The sequence below is a fragment of the Erythrobacter sp. 3-20A1M genome (assembly GCF_018636735.1).
Lineage (GTDB): Bacteria > Pseudomonadota > Alphaproteobacteria > Sphingomonadales > Sphingomonadaceae > Alteriqipengyuania.
The window spans coordinates 2249500-2266724 of record NZ_CP045200.1 but is presented as its reverse complement, the minus strand read 5'-3'; the positions used below and the strand labels follow the sequence as shown (position 1 = coordinate 2266724).

General features: G+C 67.4%; 16 protein-coding genes. 11 read left to right on the top strand and 5 right to left on the bottom strand.

Translation table 11 applies throughout. The annotated features are described in order from the left end of the window. Positions 1-129: 129 nt before the first annotated feature. From F7D01_RS11080 to F7D01_RS11065, 4 genes are all read left to right on the top strand, one after another. Positions 130-2319, top strand: a complete 2190-nt coding sequence (locus F7D01_RS11080; RefSeq protein WP_215227612.1) for a sodium-translocating pyrophosphatase — start codon at positions 130-132, stop codon at positions 2317-2319. 196 nt (positions 2320-2515) lie between these two features. Then, on the top strand, positions 2516-2662 hold the full coding sequence (locus F7D01_RS11075; protein WP_215227611.1) for a hypothetical protein: 147 nt from the start codon (positions 2516-2518) through the stop codon (positions 2660-2662). Between the two features lie 33 nt (positions 2663-2695). Next, the gene (locus F7D01_RS11070; RefSeq protein ID WP_215227610.1) at positions 2696-3601 is read left to right on the top strand and encodes an acyl-CoA thioesterase II; all 906 of its coding nucleotides are present in this window, start codon (positions 2696-2698) and stop codon (positions 3599-3601) included. 63 nt (positions 3602-3664) lie between these two features. Beyond that, complete coding sequence (locus tag F7D01_RS11065; protein ID WP_215227609.1) at positions 3665-5284, top strand: serine hydrolase; 1620 nt, start codon at positions 3665-3667, stop codon at positions 5282-5284. Between the two features lie 6 nt (positions 5285-5290). Here F7D01_RS11065 and F7D01_RS11060 read toward each other — a convergent pair whose 3' ends face one another. Beyond that, on the bottom strand, positions 5291-6292 hold the full coding sequence (locus F7D01_RS11060; RefSeq protein ID WP_215227608.1) for a sensor domain-containing diguanylate cyclase: 1002 nt from the start codon (positions 6290-6292) through the stop codon (positions 5291-5293). Positions 6293-6305: 13 nt separating this feature from the next. Continuing rightward, on the bottom strand, positions 6306-6524 hold the full coding sequence (locus F7D01_RS11055) for a hypothetical protein (RefSeq protein ID WP_215227607.1): 219 nt from the start codon (positions 6522-6524) through the stop codon (positions 6306-6308). Positions 6525-7133: 609 nt separating this feature from the next. Between F7D01_RS11055 and F7D01_RS11050 the strand changes: the two genes are divergently transcribed. Beyond that, positions 7134-7433, top strand: coding sequence for a GIY-YIG nuclease family protein (locus tag F7D01_RS11050; protein WP_215227606.1), 300 nt, complete (start codon positions 7134-7136; stop codon positions 7431-7433). A 192-nt stretch (positions 7434-7625) separates the two neighbouring features. Then, positions 7626-8129, top strand: a complete 504-nt coding sequence (locus tag F7D01_RS11045) for a hypothetical protein (RefSeq protein ID WP_215227605.1) — start codon at positions 7626-7628, stop codon at positions 8127-8129. Between the two features lie 40 nt (positions 8130-8169). Here F7D01_RS11045 and uvrC read toward each other — a convergent pair whose 3' ends face one another. After that, positions 8170-10206 (bottom strand): excinuclease ABC subunit UvrC, encoded by a 2037-nt coding sequence (gene uvrC / locus F7D01_RS11040; RefSeq protein WP_215227604.1) that lies wholly within the window; start codon positions 10204-10206, stop codon positions 8170-8172. A gap of 63 nt (positions 10207-10269) precedes the next feature. Beyond that, positions 10270-12585 (bottom strand): TonB-dependent siderophore receptor, encoded by a 2316-nt coding sequence (locus tag F7D01_RS11035; protein WP_251567287.1) that lies wholly within the window; start codon positions 12583-12585, stop codon positions 10270-10272. 206 nt (positions 12586-12791) lie between these two features. On the opposite strand from F7D01_RS11035, the gene infA reads away from it, so the two are divergent. The 5 genes from infA to F7D01_RS11010 are packed head-to-tail and all read left to right on the top strand — an operon-like array spanning position 12792 to position 16193. Continuing rightward, positions 12792-13037, top strand: coding sequence for a translation initiation factor IF-1 (gene infA / locus F7D01_RS11030; RefSeq protein ID WP_057883479.1), 246 nt, complete (start codon positions 12792-12794; stop codon positions 13035-13037). Between the two features lie 3 nt (positions 13038-13040). Beyond that, positions 13041-13619, top strand: coding sequence for a nucleoside triphosphate pyrophosphatase (locus F7D01_RS11025; protein WP_215227602.1), 579 nt, complete (start codon positions 13041-13043; stop codon positions 13617-13619). Then, on the top strand, positions 13612-14580 hold the full coding sequence (locus tag F7D01_RS11020) for a ribonuclease (RefSeq protein WP_215227601.1): 969 nt from the start codon (positions 13612-13614) through the stop codon (positions 14578-14580). Before F7D01_RS11025 ends, F7D01_RS11020 begins: the two co-directional genes overlap by 8 nt. Further along, the gene (locus F7D01_RS11015; RefSeq protein ID WP_215227600.1) at positions 14577-14765 is read left to right on the top strand and encodes a DNA gyrase inhibitor YacG; all 189 of its coding nucleotides are present in this window, start codon (positions 14577-14579) and stop codon (positions 14763-14765) included. Before F7D01_RS11020 ends, F7D01_RS11015 begins: the two co-directional genes overlap by 4 nt. Positions 14766-14807: 42 nt before the next feature. Then, positions 14808-16193 (top strand): MATE family efflux transporter, encoded by a 1386-nt coding sequence (locus tag F7D01_RS11010; RefSeq protein ID WP_215227599.1) that lies wholly within the window; start codon positions 14808-14810, stop codon positions 16191-16193. A gap of 3 nt (positions 16194-16196) precedes the next feature. Here the strand turns inward: F7D01_RS11010 and F7D01_RS11005 are convergent, their stop codons facing one another. Continuing rightward, on the bottom strand, positions 16197-17087 hold the full coding sequence (locus F7D01_RS11005; RefSeq protein WP_215227598.1) for a CoA ester lyase: 891 nt from the start codon (positions 17085-17087) through the stop codon (positions 16197-16199). Positions 17088-17225: the final 138 nt, after the last annotated feature.

Sequence of the window (17225 nt, the reverse complement as noted above, 5' to 3'; positions counted from 1 at the left end):
GACTCCGCCACGGTCCACACAGGCTTGCGCGCAAGACGGCTCCGATATAGCCATGTCGTTGCACGGGTCGTTCGCAATAGAGCCGCCCGATGCGATAAAAACGAATAATAATAATAAGGGGAGAGGAACGTGGATCTGGTCTTGATCGCGATTGTGCTGGGACTTCTGGCCATTCTTTATGGCTTCGTCACCAGTCGGCAGGTGCTTGGCGCGGGCGCCGGCAACGAGCGAATGCAGGAAATCGCCGGTGCCATCCAGGAAGGCGCGCAGGCCTATCTCAACCGGCAATACACCACCATCGCCATCGTCGGCGTGGTCGTGGCGGTGCTGATCTTCGTCTTCCTCGACATGCCGCGCGGCGGCGCGCCGATCTCCGCCATCGGCTTCCTCATCGGCTCGATCCTGTCGGGCATCGCGGGCTATATCGGAATGAACATCTCGGTCCGGTCCAACGTGCGCACCGCCGCGGCGGCACAAAGCGGGTTGCAGCAAGGTCTGACCCTCGCCTTCCGCGCCGGGGCCATCACCGGGATGCTGGTGGCGGGGCTCGCCCTGCTGGCGATCGCGGTCTTCTTCTGGATCCTCGTCGGGGCGATGGGGTTGGCGGCAAACAGCCGCGAGGTCGTGGACGCTCTGGTCGCCCTCGCCTTCGGCGCCTCGCTGATCTCCATCTTCGCGCGGCTGGGCGGCGGTATCTTTACCAAGGCGGCCGATGTCGGCGCGGACCTCGTCGGCAAGGTCGAGGCGGGTATCCCCGAGGACGATCCGCGCAACCCCGCCGTGATCGCGGACAATGTCGGCGACAATGTCGGCGACTGCGCGGGCATGGCCGCCGACCTGTTCGAAACCTACGTCGTTACCGTGGGCGCAACCATGGTGCTGACCGCCCTGCTGATGACCGGCCTAAACGACCTGCTGCTACCGATGATGAGCCTGCCGCTGCTGATCGGCGGCGCGTGCATCGTCACCAGCATCATCGGCACCTATTTCGTCCGCTTGGGATCGAAACAGTCGATCATGGGCGCGATGTACAAGGGCTTCCTCGTCACCGCGATCCTCTCCATCCCGGCGATATGGTTCGTGATGACGCTGGCGCTGGGCGACCTGTCGGCGACGATCGGCGGGGCGATGCTGGCCGAGGCGGTCGCGGTGCCGGTGGCGGACGGGGTGGCCGTCGCGACGCAGACCACCACGGTCGGCGGCTTCACCGGCTGGGACCTGTTCGGCTGCGCGATGCTGGGCCTCGCCATCACCGGTCTCATAATCTGGATCACGGAGTATTACACCGGCACCGAATACCGCCCGGTCCGCTCGATCGCCAAGGCGTCGGAAACCGGCCACGGCACAAACGTGATCCAGGGGCTGGCCATCAGCCTCGAATCCACCGCACTGCCGACGCTCGTCATCGTGGCGGGCATCATCATCGCCTACGGCCTCGCGGGGCTGATCGGGATCGCCTACGCCGCGACCGCGATGCTGGCGCTGGCGGGGATGGTGGTGGCGCTCGACGCCTACGGCCCCGTCACCGACAATGCGGGCGGCATCGCCGAGATGGCGGGCCTGGACGACAGCGTGCGCGAGAAGACCGACGCGCTGGATGCGGTGGGCAACACCACAAAGGCGGTGACGAAGGGCTATGCCATCGGCAGCGCCGGGCTCGCCGCCCTGGTGCTGTTCGCCGCATACACCACCGACCTGACCGAGTTCTTCCCTGGACTGGCGGTGGATTTCAGCCTGAAGAACCCGTTTGTGATCGTCGGGCTGCTGCTGGGCGCGCTGCTGCCCTATCTGTTCGGCGCGATGGGCATGACCGCGGTCGGTCGCGCGGCGGGCGACGTGGTGAAGGACGTGCGCGACCAGTTCGCCGCCGATCCCGGCATCATGGCAGGCACTAGCCGGCCGAACTACGCGCGCACCGTGGACCTGGTGACGAAGGCCGCGATCAAGGAAATGATCGTCCCCTCACTGCTACCCGTCCTCGCCCCGATCGTGGTCTATTTCGTGATCGCCGCCATCGCGGGTCAGGCCAACGGCTTCGCGGCGCTGGGCGCGCTGCTCTTGGGCGTGATCGTCGGCGGGCTGTTCGTCGCGCTGTCCATGACCGCAGGCGGCGGTGCGTGGGACAATGCCAAGAAATACATCGAGGACGGCAATCACGGCGGCAAGGGCTCCGAAGCGCACAAGGCCGCGGTGACGGGCGACACGGTCGGCGATCCGTACAAGGATACCGCAGGCCCGGCGGTGAACCCCATGATCAAGATCACCAATATCGTCGCCCTGCTGCTCCTGGCGGCGCTGGCGGGCAGCGGTATCGGCTGACAGCGGCAGATCGCGCGAAAGACCCCGTCCGGAGCGATCGGGGCGGGGTTTTTCGTATCCGCGCTTCCCCGAGAAGTGGCGCATTCTACCGCTTCCCCAAAGCTTCGCCGCTTGCGCGGCGTGCGGGGAGCCCCATCCCTTCTTCCAAGGCTGCGCGACAGCCCCAACACTGGCGCAATTCGATCCCGAAAGCAGCGTGAAGATCCCCACACTGCATGCCCATGGCGAACTGCTCGTCCTCGCGGTGATCGGCGAGCAAGCGCGTGAAGTCGCTGGGATACCGCGCCTGGCGCCGCACCTTCGGCCCGGCGAAGCCCTGAGCGAGGTCGGCGCCGCGACTTGACCGGCGCGTGGCAGCCACGCAATGCGCATCTCCATGAGCGAAACCGAACCCACGCCCCAAGCCTTGGTCGAAGACCTCGTGACCCTGCTCACGGTGGAGCGGCTGGGCGCAGATCATTTCCAGGCCCCGCCGAAGAAGGACGGGGTTGGCCGCGTGTTCGGCGGACAGGTGATCGCCCAGGCGCTGCAGGCGGCGCAAGCGACGATCGAGGACGACAAGGTCGCCCATTCGCTGCACGCCTATTTCCTGCGCGGCGGGACCGAGGGCGTGCCGATCGACCTCGCCACCGATCGCCAGTTCGAAGGGCGCAGCTTCGCCAATCGCCGCGTCGTCGCCAGTCAGGACGGCAGCCCGATCCTGAACCTAGCCGCCAGTTTCCAGCGGCCCGAACAGGGCCTGGAGCACCAGGACCCGGCAATGCCCGACGTGCCCCCGCCCGAGGACCTGCCCACCGGTCAAGAGGCGCGCGAGAAGGTGATCGAGCACTATCGCGACCGGTTGAAGCCGGCGCAGGTCACCTTCTTCCTGCGCCCACGCCCGGTCGAGTTGCGCCCGGTCGGGTCGATGCACTGGACCTCCAGCGAGCCGCAGCCGCCGCGAACGCAGGTCTGGTTCCGGGCCGTCGCGCCACTGCCCGACGATCCGGCACTGCACCGCGCAGTGATCGCCTACGCCAGCGACTTCAATCTGCTGGGCACGGCGGTGATGCCGCACGGCGTTTCGTGGATGCGGGGCGAGCTCATCAGCGCCAGCCTCGACCACGCGCTGTGGTTCCACCGCCCGGCCCGCGCCGACGAGTGGCTGCTTTATTCGACCGATTCCCCGTGGAGCGGGAACGGGCGCGGCTTCAACCGGGGGCAGATATTCGATCGCAATGGCACGCTGGTCGCCAGCGTCGCGCAGGAGGGCATGATCCGCCGCGCGCGCGAGAAGCGATAGGGCGATTTGCCAGCCCTGCCAAAGCCTGCATAAGGGCGTCCGATAAACGGGAGCCCGACGACCATGACCTTCGCCAGAACCGGGGCAGCGCTGCTCCTTTCCACCGCCCTCGCCGCCTGCGCGCATACGCAGCTGGACACCCCGACGCCGCCCGTGCCGCCCACACCGCCGGCCGTCGCCACCGCCGCCGCCGCGCCCGATTACGACGCGGCGCTCCAGCGCACGATGCAGGCCTACGATTCGACCGGGATGGTGGCCGCCGTCTCGATCGACGGGAAGACCGTGTGGCAGGGCGCACGGGGGCTGGCGGAGGAAGGCACCAACCGCCCGGTGACGCAGGACATGCTGTTCCCCATCGCCAGCATTTCGAAGGCCTTCACCACCACCGCGCTCGCCATGCTGGTCGACCAGGGCAAGGTCGACTGGGACGCGCCGGTGCGAACCTACATCCCCGAATTCGCGATGTACGATCCCTGGGTCAGCGAGCATTTCACCATGCGCGACGCGCTCACCCACCGCTCCGGCCTGCCGCTGGGCGCGGGCGACCTGCTGATCTGGCCCGACGGCGATGCGAAGCCGGAGGATATCATCAAGGCGCTGCCGCTGCTGCGCCCCACAACCGGCTTTCGCGCCGAATACGCCTACGACAACCTGCTCTACGTGGTGGCGGGCGAGATTGTGCGGCGCGTTTCCGGTCAGAGCTGGTCGGATTTTGTCACCGCCAACATCCTCAAACCCGTCGGCATGGGCGAGTGCGTCGCCAGCAAGAACCTGATCCCGGCGGACGAACCCTTCGTCACCGGGCACGAGCGCGCCGCCGGGGCCGATGCGGGCGTGCCGATCGACGAGCGCCTCGCCTTCTCGGAAACCTGGAACCCGGCGGGCGGCATCTGGTGCGACACCGAGGGGATGATGAAATGGGGCCGCTTCTGGCTCGATGGCGGCGTCACCGCCGACGGCAAGCGCTTGCTGAGCGAGAAGCAGGCCGCCGAGGTGTGGAAAGGCGTCACCCCCGAAACCGTCAGCGGCAGTCTGCGCGAGGCAGGCGTCTCGCATCTGGAGCTCTACGCGCTCGGCTGGAACGTGCAGGATTTCGAAGGCCGGCTGCTGGTCAGCCACGGTGGCGGGGCGCCGGGGGTGGTCAGCAATTTCATGATCATCCCGGAAGAGAACATCGTGCTGTTCAGCGCCACCAACGACTATCGCGGCGCGCCCTCCACCTTCAACTTCGCGATGGCGGACGCGCTGCTGGGGCGGCAGGATCACGACTTCATCGGCGAATGGGGCGGCGCCTTCGCGAAGCGCGAGGCGGAGGGGACCAAGCTCCTCGCCGACACCGCCGCCAGCCCGCCCGCCGACGCGCAGCCCGCCAGCCTGCCGCTGTCGGCCTATGTCGGCACCTATCGCGACCCGTGGTATGGCGAGGTGCGCATCCGCATGACCGACACCGGCGGCCTCTTCATCGACATGGGCCGCAGCGAGATTCTCGACGGCGACCTGACCCATTACGACGGCGACCGCTTCGCCGCATTCTGGCCCGACAGCTCGCTGAAGGCGGATGCCTTCGTCGACTTCACGGTCGCGGGCGGCAAGGTCACGGGCATGACCATGAAGGCGATCAGCGACCTGACCGACTTCTCCTACGACTTCCACGACCTCGACCTGAAGCGGGTCGGGGACTGAGGGCCGTCAGGCGGCGGCGCGCTCCACCGCCTCGGCGGAAACGCAGCGATTGCGGCCCGAGCGCTTGGCCTGGTAAAGCGGCGCATCGGCGCGCGCGAGCCATTCCTCCGGCGTCGCCACGGCGTCGGAGAGCTTGGCCACGCCGAAGCTCGCGGTGACCGGCAGTTCGACGCCGCTCTGCAAGGTGAATGGCCGCTCGGCGACCGCGACACGCAGGCGTTCCACCGCGGCCATCGCCGCCTCGTCCGCCGTTTGCGGCAACAGCACCGCGAATTCCTCTCCGCCGATCCGCCCCAGCACATCGTTGGGCCGCAACTCGCCGTGAATACGGTCCGCCAGTTCGCGCAGTACCACATCGCCCGCCGGATGGCCGTGCCTGTCGTTGATCGATTTGAAGTGATCGATATCGAGCACGGCGACCGTGCCGATGCTGTCATGCCGGCGGAAGCGCTGGATTTCCTTGGTCGCCTCGGCCAAGAAGCCGCGCCGCGTCAGGGCATCGGTCAGCTGGTCGGACCGGGCAATCTGGCGCAGTTCCAGCTCGTCGACCACGAGGCTGGCGAAGCTTTTGAGCAAGTCGATCTGCTGCGGGGTGAACGTGCGCGGGCGCGTGTCGATCACGCACAGCGCCCCGACATTGTAGCCGTCGGACGTGCGTAGCGGCGCGCCGGCATAGGCACGCAGGTAAGGTTCGCCCAGGACCGATGGATTTTCCGCGAATTGCGGGTCGGCCAGCGCATCGGGCACCACCAATGGCTCGGCGCGCTCCACCGTCTGGGTGCAGAACGACGTGTTACGCGCGCTTTCGCTCGCAGCGATGCCGATCTTCGCCTTGAACCACTGGCGATGGCGATCGACCAGCGAGACGGTAACGATCGGCACCTCGAATACCGCGCGGACCAGGCCGGCGATCTTGTCGAAATGCTCCTCACGCCCGGTGTCGAGCACCTCGAGGCGATCGAGCGCAGCTTGGCGCGCGACCTCGTCGCCCAGCTTGACGTGTATCACAGCCAAGCTCCATTCATCCGGCGCAGGGCTGCCGACAATTCGCTCCGATAGCTTTCCATGAGCTGGTGAGACCCAGCTCGATGGCGTCGTCGTCCATTCCCATCGCGCGCATCTTGTCCGCAAGATCGCCGACATGGCGCCGATGGCGGACCATGCTCTCCTGCAGCTCCGCCGGCAGCGCGCCCGACTCCACGCTCGAAATGTCGAGATAGAGATCCGCCATTTGGGTCATCGATCACGGCATAGGCGCGACTGGTTAACATGGGGTATTGATCGCTTCGCCGCCGGCACACCGGATCGACAGGGCTGCGGACGGCAAACGAGGTTGCACATACCCAACAGGATGGAACGCGAAACGCGTTTTTGAAAAGTGTGACTTTCGCCAATCCTGCTGCGCCGTCACCTGCATGGTGCGGGCGGGCGAGAAGCGCGAAAAGCGCGGAATTGCTAGGTTTCTGCCGCGTCCTGGCATGGCACCCGACCTGCCGGACGACGTGCCATAGGCCGCGCTCAATGCGCCATTCGCGGGGGCCAAATGTGACTTTCCGCGAGGGCGTAGCGCCGCGCGCGGGGTCGTATCGTATGCGGAAAAAGTGCTTCATGCGAAAGAATAAGCCACGAACCGGGGCCAGTAGGAAAGCGAATTACCCACCCTCTCCGTCGCCCCGGACCCCGATCCGGGGCCGGTGCTTGACCGTGGACGGATGTCTCAACCCCGCGTCGCATCCCAATAAAGCACCACCCCAGCTCGGAGGCCGGGGCGACGACCGCGGAGGCGGAAGCCCCAACATTTCGTCACCCCGGGCTTGACCCGGGGTCGTTGCTGCTTCCAACTCCGCCGATGGATCGCGAAACACAGGGCGGCTGGGTCTACATCATGACCAACCGCTATCGCGGCGCACTCTATGTCGGCATGACAAGCGATCTCGCGCGCCGCGTCGCGCAACACCGCAACGGCACCGGCTCGGACTATTGCACCCGGCGCGGCCTCACCCGCCTCGTCTGGGCGGAGTTCGGCGAACCGATCGACGCATGTATCGCCCACGAAAAACGCCTCAAGCGCTGGCGGCGCGAATGGAAATTCGCCCTGGTCGAGAGGGCCAACCCCGACTGGAACGACCTCTACGACACGCTGACCTGACTATCCGTCGCCCCGGACACCGATCCGGGGCCGGTGCTGGACTTGCGGCGGTGTAGGCCCGACCCGGCAACGCGCCGCAAGAAGCACCGCCCCGGATCAAGTCCGGGGCGACGTTATGGCGGGAAAGCAGGTAGCGAGCGAACACAGAACAGGCTACCGCGTATCCGTAGTGAAGAGGCGGGGGCTGAGAGCTTGGAGGCGGTTAAGATTATCGGGTTCGCCACTTTGGCTGCGGTGATTTACGGTATCTTACATGATCAAGTCACCGCGCATGTGTGTGTCGAATACTTCACTATCGCTCACCCTCCAGTATTCCCAACAGAATCCCCGTTTCTGCTTGCCTTGGGCTGGGGCATTATTGCGACTTGGTGGGTCGGTCTGCCACTCGGGGTCTCACTGGCTGCGGCCGCACGTATCGGGCGAAAGGCGAAGCTGGGACTCACGCAATTGCGGCGACCGATCATGCTCCTGATGGCGCTGTCAGGCTGCGCGGCGTTGCTGTCAGGAATCGCGGGCGCGTCGCTTGTTGCGATGAAGATAATGGAACTGCCGGGCGATTGGGGTGCTATCATCCCCAGCAGCAAATGGTCCGCCTTTGCCTTCGCGCTGTGGGCGCATTCTGTCAGCTATTTCACTGGTGCTTTGGGTGGGCTGTTCTTGATAGCGACGACAATAAAGCGTCGATTGAAGGCCTAAAACTCGACGGTCCGCCACTGCGCCATTAACCCCCGTCCCCTCACCCGCCCGCGTGGTAGAAATCGTACACCTTCTGCGCCACGCCCGCGCTGATGCCCGGCGCGCGTTGCAGGTCTTCCAGAGCCGCCGCGCGGACCTTTCCCGCGGTGCCGAAATGCAGCAGCAGTGCGCGTTTGCGCGAGGGGCCGATACCGGGAATTTCGTCCAGCGGGCTGGCGGTGATCGCGCGGCTGCGCTTCGCGCGGTGGGCACCGATGACGTAGCGGTGGACCTCGTCGCGCAGGCGCTGGAGGTGGAACAGCAGCGGCGAGTTGACCGGCAGCGTCTTCTCGCGCCCGTCGGGGAAGTGGAACACCTCGCGCCCCTCGCGACCGTGATGCGGGCCCTTCGCAATGGCGATCAACGGCACATCCTCGATCCCGAGCTCCTCCAGCGTCTCGCGCACTGCGGTCATCTGGCCCTTGCCGCCGTCGATGAGGACGAGGTCGGGCCAGATCGCTTCGTGGCCGCGCCTGCCCACCCCGCTGCGGCTAGCCGCGTCTGACGGCTCGGCAAGCCTCGCTCCCCTCCCGCTTGCGGGAGGGGCCGGGGGTGGGTCTGCATCCTCGCGGTCGAGTTCCACCAGCGCCCTGAACCGCCGCCCCATCACCTCGCGCATCATGCCGAAATCGTCGTTGGTCTGCGCGGTCTTGATGTTGAACTTGCGGTACTGGCCCTTCTCGAAACCCTCCGGCCCGGCGACGACCATCGCGCCGACCGCCTTCGCGCCCTGGATATGGCTATTGTCGTAGATCTCGATCCGCTGCGGCGGTTCGTCCAGTTCGAGGAATTCGGCCAGCTCGCGGTTGAGCCGCGCCTTGGTGCCGCTTTCGGCCAGCCGCCGGTCGAGCGCCTCGGTCGCGTTACGGCTCGCCTGCTCCATCAGACGCCGCCGGTCGCCGCGCTGCGGGACGGAGATTTCCACCTTGTGCCCCGCCAGTTCGCAAAACGCCTGCGAGAGCAGCTCGAGTTCGGGCAGTTCGCGATCGACCAGCACGGTGCGCGGCGGCGGCACCTCTTCGTAGAATTGCGCCAGCACGCGGGCGAGCACCTCGTCCGCCTCGACATCCTGCGTGTGGGTGGGGAAGAAGGCGCGGTGGCCCCAATTCTGCCCGCCGCGCACGAAGAAGGCCTGGACCGCGATCTGCCCGCCCTTCTCCACCAGCGCGAACACATCGGCATCACCCACGCCGCTGGCGTTGATCGCCTGGCTGCCCTGGATGAAGGTCGCGGCGCGCAACCGGTCGCGCAGGATCGCCGCGGTCTCGAAATCGAGGTCCGCCGCCGCCTTCGCCATCTGCTTTTCCAGGTCCTGCTGCACCGCGCTGGACCGGCCGCCGAGGAAGTCCTTCGCCTGTTTCACCAGCGCGTCGTAGCCCGCCTCGTCGATGCGGCCCGTGCACGGGGCTGAGCAGCGCTTGATCTGGTAGAGCAGGCAGGGCCGGTCGCGATTGGCGAAGAAGCTGTCGGTGCAGCTCCTCAGCAGAAACAGCTTCTGCAGCGCGTTGATCGTGGTGTTGACCGACCCGGCGCTGGCGAAGGGGCCGTAATAATTGCCCTTCGCCCGGCGCGCGCCGCGATGTTTCTGGATACGGGGGAAGTCGTGGTCGGCGCGCAGCAGGATGAAGGGGAAGCTTTTGTCGTCGCGCAGCAGCACGTTGTAGGGCGGGCGATAGCGCTTGATCAGCTGCGCCTCCAGCAGCAGGGCCTCCGCCTCGCTGTTGGTGGTGACGATCTCCATCCGCCGGGTCTGGCTGACCATGCGCTGCAACCGGCTGGAGAGCGCGGGGACCTGCGTATAGTTCGCCACCCGCGCCTTCAGGCTGCGCGCCTTGCCGACATACAGCACGTCGCCGCGCGCATCGAGCATGCGGTACACGCCCGGCTTGGGCTTCAGCGTCTTCACCGTCTCGCGGATGGCGGTGACGCCCGCCTCCAGGTCGGGCTGCGCGCTGGCGACGGTGTAGGCGGCGCGCTCCTCGTTGAAGCGTTCCTTGCCGCGCGGATCGTGGGGAGTGCCTGCCGGGGTGCGAGCCATGCCGCGCTAGATAGGGCGTCGGGGCGCGTTTGAAAACGCGCCCGCCCGCCGCTTATCCGCCGATCAGAACACCTTGCGCAGCTCTATCCCGAGATAGCGCCCGTTCGGATCGAGCCGCAGCGGCTGGTATCGCAGCGGGATCACGCCGGTCGAATCGCGCACCACGCGCTGCCCGTCGAACAGGTTGTCGGCGCGCAGGCTGACGCGCAGGTTCTTCAGGAAGCCCTCGTCCTTGCCGGTGATCTCGCCGAGATTGGCGAACAGGCGCAGATCGACCGTCGCCAGATCGTCGATGAACAGATCGGTGCTGCCCGGCAGCGTGCTGCCGCCTACGAAGGCGCTGCCGGTGTACCGTCCCGATACGCGGACGCCATAGCCCTGGAAGAACAGCCCCGCTTCCAGCTGGCTGGTGTTGCGCGGCAGGCCCAGCGAAGCGGTGGCATCGCCGTCCAGCTGGTCCAGGATCGGCACGCCGGGTGCGATCAGGATCTCGTTGTTCAGCTCTATGTTGTGCGACAGGCTGAGAAAATAGCGCGGGCGCGGATCGTTGCCCCGACCGAACGGATTGCCGCCGCCACGGCGACCGCCGCCCTCGCCCTCCGGCTGATCCGGCTTGCTGCCGATCGCGCCGTTGATGAAAAACCCGATGCTCAGCCGGTCGGCGCGCGTTTCCGCGAACGTCACCGGCCGGGCATCGATCGCGACCAGCGTGCCGTCGGCAGCGCGCGTGATGCGCCCGGGGAAGGCCGCCTCGATCGCGGGCGTAAGCTGGGGGAAGGATGCGGTCACATCGCTCGACCGGTTGCGCACGTAATCGACGTTGATGCGCGATTCGGCGATCGTCGGCAGGCGCCAGTTGACCGAAAATTTCCAGTCGTTCTGCGTTTCGGCCAGCAGGTTGGGATTGCCGCCGGTCAGCACGTCGACCAGCACCGTCTGGCCGGTGGTAACGTCGAAATAGGGCTGGCTGAACTCGGTGATCTGCGGCGCGCCGAGCTGCGTCAGGCTGGGCGCTTCCTGATTGCGGATATAGGTCGCCTGCAACGACAGTCGCTCGGTCGGATTCCAGTTCAGCCCCGCGCTCCATTCGGTCAGCGTGCCGAAATCCGACAGGCGGTCGACCCCGCCCTGCAGGTTGAGCGAGAAATCGCCCAGCCCGTCGGCAAACCCCTCGCGGCGGCTGGTCAGCGGCACGACCAGCGTGGTGCTGGCGCTCAGACGGCTGCGATCGAGCTCGGTATCGGTCTGGGTACGCGTGTCGGTGCTGTCGATCCCGTTGTACTTGAAGCCAGCGTCCAGCGTCAGCCCGACCTCGCCGGCGGGCAGCAGCAGAACATTGCCCTGCGCGGTCGCCTTGCTCACCAGCGCGAAGGTATCGCTGTCGGCGCGCGCGCGGCCGCCGCCCGGCAGATCGACGAAGGTGCGCGAATTGCCGAGCGTGGAATCGACCGTACCGGTGAACTGGAACGGGCCGAGCGGACTGGTATAGGTCGCGGCGGCGGAATAGCTGTCGCTGCGGCCGTCGCGCTCCAGCGCCCTCAGCGTACCGTCCGCCAGGTATCGCACCGCGTCGTAGCCCGCCAGCGCGCGCGTGTCGCTGCGTTCGAACGTGCCGTTGAGGCTGAGCGACGCGCCGTTGCTTTCGAACGGCTTGGTCCAGTTGAGCGTCGCCTCGTAATCGTCGCTGGCGCTGACCAGGCTGCGATAGAGCCCGGCGCCCGCTGGCGTGCCCGCCTCCTGCACGATGTCGCGCTCGCTTTCGGTCAGCAGCGAGGTGCCGGTGTGTTCGAGATTGGCGTTCAGCCGGCTGTTTTCGAGAATCCTGAGATAGGTCAGCTCTTGTTCGTTGCGGGAATTGCCGCCGCGATCGGGCTGGTTGTATTCCAGCTCGACTTCCTTGCTGGAGAAATTCTCCTTCAGGATGAAATTGATGACCCGCTGGTCGGGCGAATAGCCGTAACGCTGGGCGACCTGTTCGGGCAGGACCTGCACCTTCTGGATCGCCTCGGGCGGGTAGGACCGGAACTCGCGGAAACTGGCCACGCGCACCCCGTTGATCAGGAACACCGGCTGGCCGCTGCCGCGCCCGCGCGCCGAATTGCTGGCGGGGGCGAGCGTGCTGACGAGGTCCGCGATCGAGCTGGCCCCCGTCGCCTTGATGTCGTTTTCGTCCAGTTCCGCGATCGGCGGAACATCGGTCTCGATCTCGCCGCGCAGGCGCCGGGCGGTGACCACGATGACGTTGGTGTCGTCCTGGGCCGCATCGTCCTGAGCCGCGCCCGGTGCGCCGCCATCGGTATCGGTCTGGGCGACCGGCGCGGTTTCCTGCGCCATGGCGGGGGCGGCAAGAACGATGGCGAGCGCGGAAAAAGTGAGCATGCGGGTCAAGACTGCATTTCCTTGGTAACTGTAGCCCTGCCCCTGACCCGCATCTGGCGGGGCGATCGGCGCGTGACAACCGGATGCCTTGTATCGGTTTGTCGTTACACCCATCTTCGCCATGCGTTCCCGAGGCTTCCCATTTGACAATGGCGGCGCTAAGGGCGCGGCTCCGACTAGTGATCACAGGATGAACCGGGACTTACATGGCCAAAGAAGAACTCCTCGAAATGCGCGGCAAGGTGGTGGAGCTGCTGCCCAACGCGATGTTCCGGGTCGAGCTCGAAAACGGCCACGAGATCCTCGGCCATACCGCCGGCAAGATGCGCAAGAACCGCATTCGCGTGCTGACCGGGGACGAGGTGCTGGTCGAACTGACGCCCTACGACCTGACCAAGGGGCGGATCACCTATCGCTTCATGCCCGGCCGCGGCGGTCCGGGCCCGCAATAAGCCTTGGCGACGCAGCCCGGGCTCGTCCTCGCTTCCGCCAGTCCGCGCCGCCGCGACCTGCTCGCCCGGCTCGGCATTGCGCCGGACGCGGTCAATCCTGCCGATATCGATGAAACGCCGCAGCGCACCGAGCTGCCGCGCCCCTATGCCCTGCGCATGGCGCGGGAGAAGGCGCTCGCCTGCACCGATGGCAAGTCTTTCGTGCTGGCGGGCGACACCGTGGTCGCCGCTGGGCGCCGCATCCTGCCCAAGGCGGAGGACGAGGCGACTGCGCGCGACTGCCTGACGCTGCTGTCGGGCCGCCGCCACACCGTCTATTCCGCCATCGCCCTCGCCGCGCCCGACGGCTCGATCCGCGAGCGGGTGAGCGAGACGCAGGTCAAGTTCAAGCGCCTGAGCGACGAGGAACTAACCGCCTATCTCGCCACCGGCGAGTGGCATGGCAAGGCGGGCGGCTACGCGATCCAGGGCGCGGCCGAGGGCCTCGTCAGCTGGCTGCAGGGGAGCCATTCGGGCGTCGTCGGCCTGCCGTTGTACGAAACGCGCGCTTTGCTGAAGGCAGCAGGGTTCGCCCTTGGCTGAGTGGTTGGTCGAGGAGGGCATCGGCGAGCATCGCGCGATCCGGCTGGAGAACGGCCAGATCGCCGCCGCCAAGCTCGACTGGCCCGGACGGCTCGCGGCCGGGCAGGTGATCGAGGTGAAACTGGTGCAGCGCAGCGCCGGTTCGGCGCGCGGCATGGCGCAGACCGATGGCGGGCAAGACATTCTGCTCGACCGGTTGCCCCGCGACGCCAGCGAAGGGGCGAGCATGCGGGTGGCGATAACCCGCTCCGCGATTGCCGAGCGCGGGCGATTGAAGCGCGCGCAGGGTCGCCCAACCGAAGAGAGCCTGCGCCCGGCACCGACGCTCGCCGAGCGGCTGCGCGACGAAGGGCATTCGGTCGAAACCGTCCGCTCCTTCCCGGAGGGCGACTGGGACGCGCTGTTCGCCGACGCGTGGAGCGGCGCGGTCGATTTCGCGGGCGGCTCGCTGCTTTTCGCCGATACGCCCGCGATGACTCTGATCGATATCGACGGGGACGCCCGCGATCTCTCATTGGCCGCGATACCCGCCATCGCCAGCGCGCTGCGCCGGTTCGACATGGGCGGCGTGGTAGGCATCGACTTCCCGACGCCGGAGGGCAAACCGGCGCGGCAGGCGATCGACCGCGCGCTGGCCGACGCGCTGGCCGACTGGCCGCACGAGCGCACCGCGATCAACGGCTTTGGCTTCGTCCAGCTGGTCGCGCGGCTGACCGGCCCCTCGCTGCTGCAGCGGATCGGCCGGGCTCGGATCGGTGCGGCCGCGCGCATCCTGCTGCGCCGGGCAGAGCGGCTGGAGGGCGCAGGGGCCACGCTGATCACCTGCCACCCCGCGATAAAGGCCAAGCTGAAGCCCGAATGGCTGGCCGAACTCGCCCGCCGCACGGGCCGCGAGGTGCGGGTGCAGACCGCCCCCGCCCTTGCGATCGAGGCCGGTCATGCCCAGCTTGTCGAGCGATGAGTTCGCCCAAGCCCTGCCCCATCTGCCGCAAGCCGCGCTCCGACGAGCACGCGCCGTTCTGCTCGCCCCGGTGTCGCGACCGCGACCTCGCGCAGTGGTTCAACGATGGGTACACCGTGCCGGGCCGCCCGGCGATGCCCGAGGAAATCGCGCAGGAAAGTCTCGACAGCGACCGGCAGGACTGACGGCGCTTTGCCCGGTCCCACCCCCGCGCTAGGGCCGCTCGCATGAGCGAGACGGCCAAGCTGACCCGCGGGAGCATTCCCGGCCATCTCGTCGGGCAGACCGCGCCCATGGTGATCGGGGTCGCGGCACTCATGTCGGTCGGGCTGATCGACGCCTATTTCGTCGGCCGGCTCGGCGGGGCGGAGCTGGCGGCGATCTCTTTCATCTTTCCGATCACGGTCGCGCTCTCCAGCCTGGGCGTGGGGGTGATGGTCGGGATCAATTCGGTCGTCGCGCGCGCGCTGGGCGAAGGCGACAGTCGGAAGGCGGCGCGGCTGGGCAATTTCGGCATCGCGCTGGCGCTGGGCATCGGGGTGGCGCTGGGCCTGAGCCTGTTCGCAATCCTCGACCCGCTGTTCCGGCTCATGAATGCGGACGCCACCACGCTGCCGCTGATCCGCGCCTATATGCGACCCTACGCGCTGGGCCTGCCGCTGCTGTTGCTGATGATGGGCTTCAACGGCGTGCTGCGCGGCCAGGGGGAAGCGCGCAAGACCAGCTATCTCTCGCTTACCTACGCCGTCGTGAACTGGGTGCTCGATCCGATCCTGATTTCGGGCGCGCTGGGGTTCGACGGCTTCGGCATCGCGGGCGCTACCTACGCGACGCTGATCGGCTGGGCCATCGCCATCGTCGTCGCGGCGTGGCTGGTGCATCGCACCCCGCTGAAGCTCGACCCCACCCTGTTGAAGAATTGCGACATCGGCGCGACGCTGGGTGCGATCGCGCGGGTGGCCGCGCCCGCCGCCTTCTCCAACGCGATCAATCCCATCGGCCTGTCGGTGCTGACCGCGCTGGTCGCGGTGGAGGGACAGGCCGCAGTCGCGGGGTTCGGCGCGGCGGGCCGGTTGCAGAGCTTCGCCGTTGTGCCGCTGCTCGGCCTCTCTGGCTCGATCGGCGCGATCGTCGGGCAGAACTGGGGCGCCAACCAGCCCGACCGCGCCCGCAAGGCGGCGATCGGGGCGGGCGCGTTCTGTGTCGGCTACGGCCTCGCCATCGCGGTGCTGCTCTGGTCCTCCGCCCGCTGGTTCGCCGGGATTTTCACCGAAGAGCCCGCAGTGATCGCGCAATTCGCGCGCTATCTCACCATCGCGGCATGGGGCTATGCCGGATACGGCTTGCTGATCGTGGGCAATGGCGTGCTGAACGCGGTCGACCGCGCGGGGCTCGCGCTGGCGCAGAGCTTCGCGCGGGTGTTCCTGGTGATGATGCCGTTCGCCTGGTTGCTACGCGGGAGCTGGGGCTCCGACGCTATCTATGCGGGCGAGCTGGCCGCGAACGTCGTTGGCGGAGCGGTCGCCACCGGCATCGTGTGGTGGGTGCTGCGCGGCCGCCCCGACCGCCGCTATCGCGACGATGGCGCGGAAGAGGCCCCGGCCGCCGCCTGAGCGCTAGTCCCGCTCGGCGCGTTGCAACAGCCGCTGCGCGCGCGACAGATGCGGGCGGTCGAGCATCCCGCCCTTCCAGCCGATCGTCCCGGCGTCGGGGTTGGCGGCGAACAGCTCCACGATCTCGCGCGCCTTGGCGATTTCCTCCTCGCTCGGCGAGAACGCCGCGTTGATCACCGGGACCTGCGCCGGGTGGATCGCCAGCATTCCGGAGAAGCCGCCCCGGCGGACCTTCTCGGCCCGCGCCCTCAGCCCTTCGGTATCGCGAAAATCGCCGTGGATCGTCTCGATCGCGGGCAGACCCGCCGCCGCCGCACCCAGCAGCGTCATGCTCCGTGCCAGTTCGAAGGTGAAGGAATAGGACCCGTCGGGTTCCGTATTGCTCGCTGCGCCCACGCTGTCGGCGAGGTCTTCCGCGCCCCAGGTCAGACCAACGAGGCGCGGCGCGCCCTGGTAATCGCCGGTATGGAACATCGCCTCGGCGGTTTCCGTGATCAGCACCACCACGGGCGTGTTGCCCCGCTCGATCCCGTTCGCCGCCTCGAACGCGGTGAGGTATGCGTCGAACCGCTCCACGTCGGCGCGCCCGTTGACCTTGGGCAGCATGATGCCGCCCGGGCGGCCGGGCATGATCGCGACCAGATCGTCCAGCGTATGCGGCCCGTCCAGCGGATTGACGCGCACCCACAGCCGCTCCGCCTGCGCCGCGTTGTCGGCGAGGAAATCGGCCACCAGCGCGCGGGCATCGGCCTTCGCGCCTTCCGCCACCGCATCTTCGAGATCGAGCAGCACGATATCCGCCTCCCCGTCGCGCGCCTTGTTCATCTTCTTCTCGCTGTCGCCGGGGGCGAAGAGCCAGGAACGAGCGGCGAGCGCGGGGGCGGAGCGGGTCATGTTCTATCCTCTCGATCTGCGTCGCACATCTCTAGGGCGGCGACTACGCGGGGCCAAGGGGCGCGCAAAAATGCGCGTCCCCACCTTGACTGTTCGATCGAACGAACTACTTGGTGGAAGAACGAAACGACGGTTGAT